12 protein-coding genes are annotated in these 14199 nt (G+C 47.1%); 8 read left to right on the top strand and 4 right to left on the bottom strand.

Features of this window, described 5'->3' with window-relative positions:
* Positions 1–175: 175 nt before the first annotated feature.
* Both mltA and E5S67_RS28570 read right to left on the bottom strand, forming a co-directional pair.
* Complete coding sequence (gene mltA / locus E5S67_RS28575) at positions 176–1378, bottom strand: murein transglycosylase A (protein ID WP_339382762.1); 1203 nt, start codon at positions 1376–1378, stop codon at positions 176–178.
* 13 nt (positions 1379–1391) lie between these two features.
* On the bottom strand, positions 1392–1649 hold the full coding sequence (locus tag E5S67_RS28570; RefSeq protein ID WP_172192361.1) for a hypothetical protein: 258 nt from the start codon (positions 1647–1649) through the stop codon (positions 1392–1394).
* A gap of 460 nt (positions 1650–2109) precedes the next feature.
* On the opposite strand from E5S67_RS28570, the gene E5S67_RS32815 reads away from it, so the two are divergent.
* From E5S67_RS32815 to carB, 3 genes are all read left to right on the top strand, one after another.
* Positions 2110–2256 carry a hypothetical protein gene (locus E5S67_RS32815; RefSeq protein ID WP_216670777.1) on the top strand — a complete coding sequence of 49 codons (147 nt, stop codon included), beginning with the start codon at positions 2110–2112 and terminating at the stop codon, positions 2254–2256.
* 120 nt (positions 2257–2376) lie between these two features.
* Positions 2377–2616, top strand: a complete 240-nt coding sequence (locus tag E5S67_RS28565) for a hypothetical protein (protein ID WP_172192359.1) — start codon at positions 2377–2379, stop codon at positions 2614–2616.
* Between the two features lie 514 nt (positions 2617–3130).
* Entirely contained in the window at positions 3131–6442 is a 3312-nt protein-coding gene (gene carB / locus E5S67_RS28560; RefSeq protein WP_172192365.1) for a carbamoyl-phosphate synthase large subunit, read from the top strand.
* 100 nt (positions 6443–6542) lie between these two features.
* On the opposite strand, the gene E5S67_RS28555 is transcribed toward carB, so the two are convergent.
* Positions 6543–6797, bottom strand: a complete 255-nt coding sequence (locus E5S67_RS28555; RefSeq protein WP_172192357.1) for a DUF6737 family protein — start codon at positions 6795–6797, stop codon at positions 6543–6545.
* Positions 6798–6849: 52 nt separating this feature from the next.
* A complete protein-coding gene (locus E5S67_RS28550) occupies positions 6850–7449 on the bottom strand; it encodes a Uma2 family endonuclease (protein WP_172192355.1) in 600 nt (199 codons plus the stop codon).
* 244 nt (positions 7450–7693) lie between these two features.
* Between E5S67_RS28550 and E5S67_RS28545 the strand changes: the two genes are divergently transcribed.
* The 5 genes from E5S67_RS28545 to E5S67_RS28525 all read left to right on the top strand — a co-directional run.
* Positions 7694–8356 carry a vWA domain-containing protein gene (locus E5S67_RS28545; protein WP_172192353.1) on the top strand — a complete coding sequence of 221 codons (663 nt, stop codon included), beginning with the start codon at positions 7694–7696 and terminating at the stop codon, positions 8354–8356.
* A gap of 211 nt (positions 8357–8567) precedes the next feature.
* The gene (locus E5S67_RS28540; protein WP_172192351.1) at positions 8568–9353 is read left to right on the top strand and encodes a PP2C family serine/threonine-protein phosphatase; all 786 of its coding nucleotides are present in this window, start codon (positions 8568–8570) and stop codon (positions 9351–9353) included.
* A 191-nt stretch (positions 9354–9544) separates the two neighbouring features.
* Positions 9545–10237: a hypothetical protein gene (locus tag E5S67_RS28535; RefSeq protein WP_172192349.1), complete on the top strand. Its 693-nt coding sequence runs from the start codon at positions 9545–9547 to the stop codon at positions 10235–10237.
* Positions 10238–10590: 353 nt separating this feature from the next.
* Positions 10591–12360: a ribonuclease III domain-containing protein gene (locus tag E5S67_RS28530; RefSeq protein ID WP_172192347.1), complete on the top strand. Its 1770-nt coding sequence runs from the start codon at positions 10591–10593 to the stop codon at positions 12358–12360.
* Between the two features lie 372 nt (positions 12361–12732).
* A partial coding sequence (locus tag E5S67_RS28525; RefSeq protein ID WP_172192345.1) for a helix-hairpin-helix domain-containing protein occupies positions 12733–14199 on the top strand: 1467 nt, incomplete at its 3' end.

Raw genomic sequence — 14199 nt, 5'->3', positions numbered from 1 at the left:
GCAGTTGTAAGTTATTCATTTTTTATTGTCACAATCAAGTATTGCATATAATTGTATCATAGTCTTGATAATGATTTAGGATTGCTATAGATTGTCCGCGATATCTGTAGGGACACGGCACTGCCGTGTCCGGGATTGCGACGCACAGCGAACAATCACATGAAGTAGAATTAATCTACTTTAAAAGCGGATAATACAGTTCTCCAGTTGAGTTGATATAACCGGCGCGACTGCCCGCTAAATTCCCGGTTCCCATAAATACGTCAACTCTCCCCGCACCTTTGATTGCACCGCCGGTATCTTGATCCAAAACGTACCGATTCACGGCATTTTGTTCGAGTTCTCCCGCCGCATTCGGATAGGGAAGTTTCGTAGTAATTAATGCTAGTGCGCCGGGGGGCATTAAGGCTTTATCGGTGGCGATCGACCTTTCGGCAGTTACTGGCACTCCAATGCTGCCTGTGGCTGGAACTCCATTAGTATCCCGGAAGAATACAAAGCTTTCATTTTTCGGCAAATACTTGTTCATATCTGCGGGAAAGTTGGTGAAATATTCCATTAGTTTCGGCAAATTTAACTGTTCTAAAGTAAACTTTCCGTCTTTAACTAATTCTCGTCCAACTCCTGTATAACTGTGACTGTTTTTGCCTGCAAAACCGACTGTCATGACGCTACCATCTGTTAGCTGCAATCTCGCAGAACCTTGGACGTGAACGAGAAATGCTTGGAATCGATCGCGCAACCAAACTAATTCTAATCCTCGCAGCAATCCTTTACTTGCCTGCAAAGCATCTTCGCCTTCTAATTGCAATCTTGTCGGGTGAGGTTTCGGCCAAGATGCCATGTTCGGCGGCATCCGGTACAGGGGATAACGGTATTCGGAATTAGGCGTGCGAGATGCTGCGTAAGTCGGCTCGAAATAACCTGTAAATGCAACTGTTCCTTTGCCGTCTTTGCCCGTGGATTTGTAAAATACAAATTCGCGCTTGACAGATTCCTGAAGTTGTGATGGGGTTGTGGAACTGACAACTAATTGACGGAATCTATCGAGGGAACGGCGGACTCTATCGCGCGTAACTCCTGCTACTGGATAGCGGCTGTAAGCAGTGGAGGCGGCCGATGTATCGAGATAGCGGAGGCTGTTGTCGATCGACTTTAACAGCAATTCCCGATCGCCCGATTTGCCATTTTCGCCCCAGATTTGAGAGTCAAAGGCGAGATCGTCCGACTCGCCAGCTTGCAATTGATTTAGACTAATTGGTTGCAGCGGCGCAACTGCAACGGCGGGCACCGAAAAAGCGATCGCCAAAACGCAACAGGCGATCGCCAATAGCTGATAGCGAAAAATCTTGCTCAATTTCCAATCTTTCCTACTCAATTGATTATTTTCCTTATTCATCGTATCGTTCGACGCTAGAAGTAAATATCGGTTCTACGCGAATTGCGAGAACGCTGGTAGGCCGAACTACCATGTATTCGCCTTGAATATTTTTGATCGGGACGTTAAGAAATTCTCTTGAATCTTGTTTCGGCACCAGGGTACTGCTGTACCATTTTTGAAAATCTTGCAGCGTTGCGAAACGCACTTCTTCGCGGTGGCCGCCCTCAAGCAGCAGGTGCACAGAATATTCGCTGGGAGTTCTAGGCATAGGAGATGGAGAGAGTTGTTGGAGGACAATCTAAAATCTAAAATCTAAAATCTAAAATTGATGTGGTTGCCCTCAAGCAGCAGGTGCACGGAATATTCGCACTTGAGTTCTAGGCATATCTTTATTTTGGATTTTTGATTTTAAGCTTTTGGAACGATTCCATATTTTACCTCTTCGTCGGCGCATTCCCTCATCTAGTAGGTTGGCTTGAGGGAGAGAGGGAGAGTGGGAGAAGGGGAGAGTGGAAGAGGGGGAGACCGGAGAGGGGGAGAGACCGGAGAGACCGGAGAGGGGGAGAGACCGGAGAGACCGGAGAGACCGGAGAAGGGGAGAGTGGGAGAAACCGGAGAGTTGTTGCAGGAAAATCTCAATCTAAAATCTAAAATCTAAAATCTAAAATCGATAAAGTTGTTGCAGGAAAACCCCAATCTAAAATCTAAAATCTAAAATCTAAAATCGATTGACGGCGGCCCCCATCTGCGGCTACGCTGTGAAATTAAGGCTGCTTTGCTCGAAGAGAAAGCAGCCCGCGTCGCTCAAAAATCTAGTTGCACTGCCCAAAGCTGCTACCAACAGCAATGGACAGCTAACCGCCAAACTGAGCTAACCAGTCTGGAGGCTAATGGAGAATTTTAACATTCTCTGTAGCCGCCCTGCTCTGTGTTACCGTGCGGGGCGGCTGGGTTTTTGGGTTTTCCTAGAAAACCAAAAACCAGGAGACCATATTATGTCACAGGAATTCGTGCCTGACGATAACTTTTCCGCGCGTCCAAATGACGACTCAGCAGTATCCGAACAGGAAGTCGTGCGGATCGCGGTTGTCGGTTCCCGCGCCGCCGTGTTAGAAACCATCTACACCTTGTACCGACTGGGATTTGCCGCCGTCGGGGATTGGAGTCCGCCGCAGCGAGGTGCAAAGCCGGGACAAGTGATAAGCGTACTCATTCGCCGATCGCGCAAAGCCTAAAAAATAGGCTGAAATACGGTAGGGACAAGGCATTGCCTTGTCCTCCATCGCCGCTGCTACATGGCTGGATATCTGATTGTCACATCCTCAGAGGGCGATGGCGTCCCACCCCGGAAGCTACGGGAAATTTCATCATCCAACCCGGTTAATTCTACTCGTTCCCCACAGTCAGGACACGCCTTGGTCGAAGTCTCTACAATGATTAATCGTGCGGAATACAGGGATTGTGTATTTTAGAACACGATTTCACTGGAACACTTAAAATAGTCTTGATTTACCGATCGACTGCACCCTTTTCTCATGAATATTTCTGGTTGGCTGCGGGTGTCTGTCAGCCGGAGTTGCGAGGTTCTGCTTCCAAAATGCTGATAATGGTGCACAATTTCAACTTAACAACAAAACTTGCACTATTTTGAGTAAGCTTTTGGGGGAACAGCTTAGAAAGCCTGTTTCTAAGACTGATGCAAAATATCAAATTAATCCTCAACGTTGTCCAATTACCAATTACGAACCTATGCCCCGCCGTCAAGACTTAAAAAAAATTCTTCTGATTGGTTCCGGCCCAATTGTTATCGGTCAAGCGTGCGAATTTGACTATTCAGGGACACAAGCTTGCAAAGCTTTGCGAGAAGAAGGCTTTGAAGTAGTGTTGGTGAATTCCAACCCTGCAACAATTATGACCGATCCGGAAACTGCCGATCGCATTTACATCGAACCTCTAACGCCTGCCATCCTCGAACAAATCATCGCTAAAGAAAGACCTCAAGCAATTTTACCGACTATGGGCGGTCAAACCGCGCTAAATTTAGCAGTTGCCGTCGCTAAAAATGGCGTTTTAGAAAAGTATAACGTCGAGTTAATTGGCGCTAAGTTGCCAGCAATTGAAATGGCAGAAGACAGGCTATTATTTAAGGAAGCGATGGCGCGAATTGGCGTCGCCGTTTGCCCTTCTGGAATTGCCAACACTCTCGACGAAGCCAAAGCAATTGGTCACCAAATCGGCAGTTATCCGTTAATTATTCGTCCTGCTTTTACAATGGGCGGCACGGGAGGCGGCATTTCTTACAATCAAGAAGAGTTTGAAGAAATGGCACAAGGCGGGATTGATGCCAGTCCAGTATCGCAAATTTTGATCGAACAATCTTTGATTGGTTGGAAAGAGTACGAACTCGAAGTAATGCGAGATTTGGCAGATAATGTGGTGATTATTTGTTCGATCGAGAATCTCGACCCGATGGGCGTCCACACCGGCGATTCTATCACCGTCGCCCCGGCGCAAACTCTCACAGACAAAGAATATCAGCGCCTGCGGGATGCTTCGGTGAAAATTATTCGGGAAATCGGAGTTGAAACCGGCGGTTCCAACATTCAATTTGCCGTCAATCCAGTCAACGGAGATTTCATCGTTATTGAAATGAACCCTCGGGTTTCCCGTTCCTCCGCCTTGGCCTCGAAAGCAACTGGTTTCCCTATTGCAAAAATGGCGGCAAAATTAGCGGTAGGTTACAGCTTAGACGAAATTTCCAACGATATTACGAAGAAAACTCCAGCGTCTTTTGAGCCGACAATTGACTACGTGGTGACGAAGATTCCCCGATTTGCCTTTGAGAAGTTCCCCGGTTCCGAACCGACTCTGACAACGCAAATGAAGTCTGTTGGGGAGGTAATGGCGATCGGGCGCAGCTTCAACGAATCTTTCCAAAAAGCCCTGCGGGGATTAGAAACTGGCCGCGCGGGTTTCGGCTGCGACAAACCGGAAAAGTTGCCTAGTTTGGAACAAATTCGCGCCGGATTGCGGACGCCAAATCCCGATCGCATTTTTACAGTCCGCCACGCGATGATGATGGGAATGCCGGTGGAAGATATCTTCGAGTTCACAGGAATTGATCCTTGGTTTTTGGATAAAATGCAGGAATTGCTGGAAACGGAGAAGTTCTTGAAACGAACGCGGTTGGAACAGTTGACAAAAGAGACAATGTTTGAAGTAAAGCAGTTAGGTTTTAGCGATCGCCAAATTGCTTACGCCACCAAAACATCGGAAGATCAAGTCCGCGCTTACCGCAAACAGTTAGGCATAATTCCGATTTACAAAACCGTCGATACTTGTGCCGCTGAATTTGAAGCGTTTACACCGTATTATTATTCCACCTACGAAGCGGGAGCGGCAATTTGGGAAGTGGGCGATGAAGAAAAGAAAGTTTCGCCTGTAGCCCACAGTCTCGCGCCGGAGTCGGAAGTTTTGCCTTCTACCAAACGAAAAGTGATGATTTTAGGTGGCGGGCCGAACCGGATCGGACAGGGAATTGAGTTTGATTACTGCTGCTGTCACGCTTCCTATTCCCTAGGAGAAGACGGCTTTGAGACAATTATGGTCAACTCGAATCCGGAGACAGTTTCGACGGATTATGATACGAGCGATCGCCTGTATTTTGAACCGCTAACAAAAGAAGATGTTCTCAACATCATCGAAGCAGAAAATCCAGAGGGAATAATTATTCAGTTTGGCGGCCAAACGCCGCTGAAATTAGCGGTTCCTTTACAAAAAGCTCTGGAAAATCACCCCGACGTACAAACAAAAATCTGGGGAACTTCGCCGGATTCCATTGATACTGCTGAAGACAGAGAGCGATTTGAAAAGATTCTGCGGGAATTGGATATTCAGCAAGCAGCTAACGGTTTAGCGCGCAGTTTTGAGGATGCTTTAATAGTAGCTCAACGGATCGGTTATCCGGTAGTTGTGCGCCCGAGTTACGTGTTGGGCGGGCGAGCAATGGAAATTGTTTATTCCGATACGGAATTGGAACGTTACATGACCTATGCCGTGCTGGTAGAACCCGATCATCCGATTTTAATTGATAAGTTTTTGGAGAATGCGATCGAGGTGGATGTCGATGCGATCGCCGATGCTACTGGCAATGTGACGATCGGCGGTATTATGGAGCACATCGAGGAAGCGGGAATCCACTCCGGCGACTCTGCTTGTTCTATCCCTTACCAAACGCTTTCTGACGCAGCTTTAGAAACAATCCGCCGCTGGACTGTAGAATTAGCAAAATCCCTGAAAGTGATCGGGTTGATGAACATTCAATTTGCCGTTCAAGGGGAACAAGTTTTCATTTTAGAAGCTAACCCGCGCGCTTCTCGAACAGTGCCTTTTGTCTCCAAGGCGATCGGAGTTCCCTTAGCAAAAATGGCGTCGCGTGTCATGTCCGGCAAAACTCTAGAAGCTTTGGGTTTTACTGAAGAGATTATACCCACTCATGTTTCGGTAAAAGAAGCAGTATTGCCCTTTGCTAAGTTCCCGGGAGCTGATACCTTGTTAGGGCCAGAAATGCGATCGACCGGCGAAGTAATGGGAATTGACACCGATTTTGGCAAAGCATTTGCCAAAGCTCAACTCGGCGCGGGACAAATGATGCCGCTGTTTGGAACCGTGCTGGTTTCGATGCGCGATCGGGACAAACTAGCAGTTGTACCCGTTGTCAAGGAATTCTTAGAATTGGGTTTCAGAGTAGTCGCAACTCACGGGACACGCAAAGTTTTGCGAGAACAAGGTTTAGAGGTAGATTTGGAATTGAAACTGCACGAAGGGCGGCCGAATTTGTTGGATTCGATCAAGAATGAGAAAATTCAACTAATTATCACCACACCTTCGGGCGAAGAATCCCGCGCCGACGGAATCTTTATTCGCCGCACAGCTTTGACTTACAAAATCCCGATTATTACGACAATAGCCGGTGCCAAAGCGACAGCAGCGGGAATTCGATCGCTCAAATCCCACCCGATGCAAGTAAAAGCAATTCAAGACTATTACCCGCAAACCTAGACTGCGAAACACTCAAAAGTAGGGCGTGCACCGCGCACCTTAACCTAAACATAGGGTGCGCGCCACCTTACCCTAAACATAGGGTGCGCGCCACCAAAACCTAATCTGCATCGGAATCTAAAACTCCGCTAGACAGCATCAACCTCGGCCATACTAACAAGAAAAACCCCATCCAGGCTAATAAAGGAATCGCGACTAAAACAGTTATCCAAACAGTTTTTAATAAAAACCAACTACCGCTAATCAGGCTAATACCAGTTAAAAGAATCGACCAAGGCTGACACCACCAAGGTTTGTAACTCCAAGGACTAATAGCTTTTCGATCGGAAAGTTTTTTATCAGAAATAGATTTCATATTTTCAGTGATTTTTTATGGAGAATAGTCTGGGTAGCTGGATTAACCGAAGTTAAACATTCATCACCTCTTCTGCTGTCAGCGTTAATTCGGGAAAAGTCCGCGACACAATTCGTTCGCTGCTTTTAAACGCGCTTCTTTGATAGTTGCCCTCTGCATCCAAAAGGTGGACAAATACAGTTGGAACTTTGGGATTTCCCAGAAATTCCCTGCTGCCAATTGCTAAATAATCGACAATCCAATACTCAGGAACTCCGAGGCGCCGATATTCGTCCAACTTGTCTATATAATCGTCCTCCCAATTTGTTGATGTTACTTCCACTGCCAGTTGAATTGGTTCCCGTAAGGCAGCATAAGCAGAACGGTTCGACCGCCACAAATCGCGATCGATTACGCTGACATCCGGTCTCCGCCCTTGTTCGATTCCGGCTTTAGTTACAGTTCTGATAACGGCGGTATTTTTGACAACATAATTTAAACTTAGCCGTTTAATTTCATCTTTAAAGGAGTCAGACGTAAAATCAGCAACATCATCATTTCTTGTTGCATTCATCTCTACAATTTCTCCGTTTACCAGTTCAGAGCGTCCATCTTCTGGACATTCTACAAGGAATTGGTCAAAGGTTAATTTTTGCGTGACTGTTGCAATCATAATATTTACCCAGATTTTCCAGGCAGGCAATTTGTCGATCGTACCACGGCAAGCAGCAAATTTCTGTTTTTGACCGCAGCTATCCTATTCTTTAATAGAAAATCGAAAATCGAAAATCGAAAATCGATTGACGCAAATGGTAAAATGCGATCGCCCTAGCAATTTGCACTTAAATTTGTTACTGACTTGATACAGTAAAGTAACAAACCTAGAAATCGAGCCACTCCCAGGTCAACCCCGAACCATGAGACTAGACGAAGCCGTAGAATTTGCCGAAAACCCAGAGCCGCGCTGTCCCTGCGTCCTCCTGCTGGACACCTCCGGCTCCATGCAAGGCGCACCCATAGATGCCTTGAATGAGGGGCTGGAAATTTTTAGGAATGACCTAATTAAAGACGAACTAGCTAAAAAGCGAGTCGAAGTCGCGATTATTTCATTTGACAATCATATCAAAGTCGTGCAAGACTTCGTGACCGCCGACCAGTTCGAGACGCCGCTGCTGACAGCTCAAGGACAAACCCACATGGGCGCAGGGATTCAGCTAGCATTAGATACCATTGCGGCCCGCAAATCCGAATACCGCAACAACGGCATTACCTACTACCGCCCGTGGGTATTTATGATTACCGACGGCGAACCTCAAGGTGAATCAGACGATGTTGTGGAAATAGCAGCACAGCGGATTAAAGAGGAAGAAACTAACAAGCGCGTGGCATTTTTTGCAGTCGGAGTGGAAGGTGCTAATATCGCCCGTCTCGGGCAAATTGTCGAGCGCACGCCTGTAAAATTGAGAGGATTAGACTTTAGAGAGATGTTCATCTGGCTGTCGGCTAGTATGCAGAGAGTTTCTCACTCAAAAATTGATGAACAAGTAGCACTGCCACCACCCGGATGGGGAACAGTTTAGTCATCAGTCATCAGTCATCAGTCATTAGTCATTAGTCATTAGTCATTAGTCATTAGTCATTAGTAAGAGTGCCGTAGGGACACGGCAGTGCCGTGCCCCTACAAGGGCTAGTACCTACGAACCCAGAAAAGTGCTGTAATTAGGGATAAATAAACCCGTTCAGACTTTGCATAGTTGTGAATTTACGAAGTTTTGAGTTAAAGAGTAATTAATGCAGAATTCATCCTTTAATTGGCAAGTTGTAGCGGCATCGGTGATAGGTACGAGCCACGAAAAAAGATCGCAGCCTTGTCAAGATGCCCACTGCTGGCGTCTCTTGCCGAACGGTGTTTTAGCGGCAGCGGTTGCCGACGGTGCGGGTTCGGCAGCACTCGCAGAAGTTGGGGCAAAAATTGCTGTGGAAGCGGTTGTCGAAACGATTTGCCAGCAACAGGAAAGCCTGCCTAAAAATGACGGCGAATGGCAGGTATTCTTGACAGCATCACTGCAAGTTGCGCGGGCGCAGGTGGAAGCAGAAGCTGCAGTGCGGGAAGTGGCTGCGAGAGATTTAGCCTGCACTTTAATTGCGGTTGTTGCTACGCCAGAATTAATCGCAGTTGCTCAAATCGGTGACGGTGCGGCGGTAGCAGGTGACAGTGCAGGAAATGCGATCGCCCTGACTGTACCTCCCTGCGGCGAATACATCAACGAAACTATCTTTTTGATTTCGCCGAATGCGATCGAAACAGCGCAATTTCAGGTACTGCGGGAAAAACTGCGGCACTTAGCCGTTTTTTCCGACGGCTTGCAAATGCTAGCTCTCAAGATCCCGGAAGGCACGCCGCACAAGCCGTTTTTTGCGCCTTTGTTTCGGTTTTCTGGCGAGTGGAAAGAAGAAGAAGATGCGAAACAGCAATTAGAGTCATTTTTGCGATCGCCCCGCGTTTCCGAACGCACCGATGATGACTTAACATTATTGTTAGCAACTTTTTCGAGTTCGGAGGCACAGGACAATTAAAAATAGACATTTTGCCAAAGCCAACACCCATCTGCGTGAATTGGCGTTGATCTGCGGTTAAAAATTTCCGATTCTGAATTTTGCAACAAGTCTAATGCGTTCAACCTAATCAGCGGTGAAAATTTTGCGCGGTTCTATAATAAAATCGAGGTGTCAACAATTCTGCTTTAGTCTGTACAGTAGGTCGTCGTTTGCAAGCACAAGAGATTAAGGATAAGCTCAACTCCCTAATTAGCGAAGCAGATCCAATAGATCCGAGTTTGGCGAGAAGATTGGATGAAATCAATCGCTGGGTGAAAGATGTTAAACCCGGTTCGCTAACTGCTAAAAAATTTGTGATGGCTTTTTTGCTGCAGCTTATCCGAGATTCTCAGGTTTGGCTGGCAGTTCAATCTCTACCTTCAGGAAGAGAACAGCAAGCCGCATTTGAGTTAATGACTCCGGGGGAAAAGTATTGGTACAGCTATCTATTTCCTAAATGGCTGAGCGAAAACGATCGCAAATTTTACATCTGGAAACAAAAACTGAAAGCCGGTAAATTCGATCCGGCTGACGATATCGTCATTCGAGCGATCGCAGCCCGAATTGTCGATCGCCAAGGTACTGTTTTGTATCGATATGTTGCCGATCTTTCTATGGCAACCGATTCGATCGTTAGCAACCGCCAACAGCAGCCCCTCTGCATCCAAGTGACTACTCTTTCGGATGAGTTCTCTGAACAAAAATATCAAAATTGGCAACAAACTCTTCAAGGTTGGGGGATTGACAGAGGATTATTTTTAAGTTATGATAGAAACGATGAAAATTTCCTGAACCAGTTAGTTAACATAGCATTATATAATAGCGATAATTTGCCCGCAGGTCGTTACCTCAAGTTCCCGTAAATCAAGCAGATATGCTGCTGAGAATAGTTCGACTGCTCCCAACTCGGTGAATAAAGAAATTTTGACTAACTCACATATTGCACAATTCTCGACAATGCAACAAAGCTAGCCCCCAGCCAGCTTCCGCAAAAGGGAAAACAGACCAAGATTATTCCTCCCCCTTTTCGAGTTCCGGGAGGGGTCTGCCAGACGGCGGCAACAGGTGTTTGATACGAAGGTTAAGCGACGGGAAGATTTAGGGTACAAATCAATCTTGTAAAATAACTAGCAACACGGCCTAAATTCAATTGAGATTTGATTTAATCGCGGTGAAATTGTTGGAAATAAAATCAAAATACATCAAAATCAATACTATGACAGTACAAGGTACGAACACCGTTGAAAATAACTTGCAGAAAGTCAGGGAAGAACTGGAAGCCGCCAGAAAAATGCAGGATGAATGGATGAATTACGGGGTAGATTTTGTGGATCGGTATGTTGAAGATGCTGGCGGTGATTGGTTGGAAAAGTGGGGAAAATGTGAAGAAGAATTAGAACTAATAAAAAGTAAAAAGGTAGATATTGACGCAGTTAAAGCAGCGATCGACCTTTGCAGCTTTCAGCAGACAAAACTGCTGGAAATCGCCTTAAACTGCCGTTACTATACCAGCGATTACCCCGATCGCCCCGAAGAGTCTCCCGCTTGGCAAGAGGTTAAGTACAAACGGCTGTCACTCTTAGGCGGAGCGATTTTCGGTGCTGTTGTTACTGATTACCTGTACCGCGAATATCCAGAACTCGATCCAGATGCTATCTCAACCTTAAAAGCTCGTTTAGCAGACCCGAAAAAAGTTGCGGAATTTGCACAAAATTTGAAATTAAAGGAACTCTCTTGGCGCGTCTGGAATCGAAAAGAAACAGAAGAAAGTCAGTACAATAAAATTTTGGCGAAGACTTTTGAGGCTTTGTTTGGCGCGATTTACTTGGAGTTCGATCGCGATTTTTTCCGTGGGGGAAACTGGCTGATTCAGCACTTGATTGAACCAACTGTTAGCCAGCATCGGGATCTAACTCAGCGGCGGCGACAAATAGGACCCGAAAACGAGGTGAAACGGCGGGAAATCCTGGGTGCGGATATTCTAGATGCGATCGCGATCGACTATCTGTACAACCGCTTTCCCGAACGCAACGCCAGCCAGCTAAGTCGCTGGAAAAATATGTTGGTGGCTAAAGAGATTTTTCCCAAAGACTTTAAGGCAAAATTAGGCAGTCATTACCTGGAATTGGAGAGCAATTTCTCGCGTACCCGCGACTGGTTGGTGGATAACTTTATCAAAAGCGCAGTTGACGAACTGCTAGAAGAAACCGACACTCAACCAGAATATCTGATTGACAGTGCCAACCCAGAATCGCTGCCAGAATTGGTCAGCCGGATTACAGACAAAAAGTGGAAAAATGAATTTGTGAGAGTTGTCAGCATTTTGCAACCAGCTGACGAACTTTTGCTGCTGATGCAACAAAAATTAGACAGTATGGCCGCTAAAGATGAAACTTTGCAGCAGTTGCTAATCTGGGCAAATCACAAGTCTCAGTTAGTGCAAAGGAAGTTCAAACCGGCGGAAATTCGCGCTTTTTATGTGGCCTTAGTTTGCGTGCTCGATTTGGCTTTGACTCGCGTCCTCGATCCGAGTCTGAAGTTTGATAGATCGAAAGTTCGCAAGTTTCGGAATTGTTTGGCCAAGGCGCGAAAAAATGTAGAATTTGCGGAGGTTAACGAGTCTCTGAAATTGGCTTTTGATAATGATGCGCTGGATATCTTGGTTGGCATTTTGGCGCTGGATATTGAACCAGAACTTAAACAACTGCTGGCACAATTTCAGACTCAGATGCCTGATTTGCAAAACTGGAAAAAGTGGCGCAAAGATTGCGGTCGCTGTTGGCTGGCAAAATTCAAAACTGCGATCGGCTACAATCGAAACTTTTGCCCCCAACAGAAAACTTTGCTGAAACAGTATTACTACGCCCACAACTTGCTGGTGGAATGCCTTAACAGCGATAATTGTCAGGTGACACCGGCCGTCAGGCAAAAAATTGAGGATAAAATGTTGTTATTGTCGGTGGATTTGAAGCTGGTTCACATTTAATTTTGATAGCACGGACGGGCGGGACGCCCATCCCACTAACAGAAACAGGGCTGACCAATAATTTCTTGATGGTACCCGCCACGTGATTTATCCGTGGAATCAATCCAAAATCCAAAATCCTTGCATCCTCAAGCCCCCGGATTTACCCGTGGTGTAAATCTAAAATCTAAAATCTAAAATCTAAAATCGAATGACGCACTCCGACCCAAGAAACCGGGTTTTTTACCGAATCTGCGGGCTGCAACGCCTTTTTTGGTGAAAAACCCGGTTTCGACGCACCCGTGCCTAAGTCATAACAAAGGTAAGATTTAATGTGCAAGTCAAGTTTATTGAGTGATGGCTTCCAAATCCTCTATCCCATAACGGAATTCTATGCAGTTGCAGCGCCAATTTAGCGGACAACTGATTGCGATCGACACCAAAACCGCGATCGCCAGTGGCGGTGAAGGTCGCATCTACCCGATCGCCCAAGACTCGTCCCTTGTAGCAAAAATCTACCACAAACCGACAGACGAAGACGGCGACAAACTCACAGTCATGTTCAGTATGCCGCCGGATGCGCCGATCGCGGAACCGGGACACGCTTCAATTGCTTGGCCGATCGATTTGCTGCATACTGTCGGCGGGCGAGAAAAAATTGTCGGTTTTGTGATGCCGCGCGTCAACAAAGTGATGCCGGTACACACTTTCTACACTCCCAAAACCAGGCGCGAACAAAAACCGCTGTTTAACTATCTTTACCTCCACCGTACCGCCAGAAATCTCGCCTCGGCTGTAAATGCCCTCCACGTCAGGGGTTACGTCATCGGCGACGTAAACGAGTCGAACATTCTCGTCACGGATACGGCCTTGGTAACGCTGGTAGACACGGATTCGTTTCAAGTGCGCGATCCTTATACGGGGTACGTTTATCGGTGTCCTGTGGGGAAACCCGAGTTTACACCGCCGGAGTTGCAGGGCCAGACTTTCCGCGATATCGATCGAGCTCCTGAGCACGATTTGTTCGGTTTAGCTGTATTAATTTTTCAATTGCTGATGGAAGGTACGCACCCGTTTTCGGGAGTTTATCTCGGTAGCGACGAACCGCCGGCTTTGGAAGCGAGAATTCGATCGGGCCATTTCCCTACAGGTACGAAGCGGATTCCCTACCGCCCGATGCCGGCTGCGCCTCCTTTCGAGATGCTGCATCCCCGACTGCGGCAAATGTTTGTCCGCTGTTTTGAGGAAGGGCACGCCAATCCTTCGGCGCGCCCGGATGCGAAAACTTGGGTGAATGCGATTCGGGAAGCGGAAGATTCTTTAATTACTTGCAGCAAAAACAGTCAGCATAAATACGGAAATCATCTGAATCGGTGCCCTTGGTGCGATCGGGCAAAACTCCTCAAAGGCCGCGATCCGTTTCCTTCGCGGCAAGCAGTCAGCAACGGATTGCACTTGCAGCCCGCGAAAATCAAGCGTAAAAAGCCCCAACCCCCGCCCGTCGTTAGGGAGCCCGCTGCGCGCCGGCTACAGCCCGCCACGGGGCTGCCGCGTCAACTCGGCCAGTACGCAGTGCCGTTGCTACCGCTGCCGATGTCTTCTCGGAGTCGGACTCCTGCGCCTCGGGTTCCCGCGGGCAAGTTTGAGCGCATTTTTCAGGATGCTGCTTGGGGAGGTGTTTGGGGGAGTTTGTGTTTGGCGGCGATCGGGGGGATTTATTCGGTAATAGCTGAGGGCGGTGGGGCTATTTTGGGGGCGATTTTTGTTGGTACGATTTGGGGCTGTTTTTTTGGGATGATGTGGGGTGTTTTTACTTTGGCGCCGAATCAGATTTGGCGGAAGTGGGGCGGAGTTTTGGTG

Source organism: Microcoleus asticus IPMA8 (assembly GCF_013179805.1).
Lineage (GTDB): Bacteria > Cyanobacteriota > Cyanobacteriia > Cyanobacteriales > Microcoleaceae > Microcoleus > Microcoleus asticus.
This window is presented reverse-complemented; position numbering and strand designations above follow the sequence as displayed.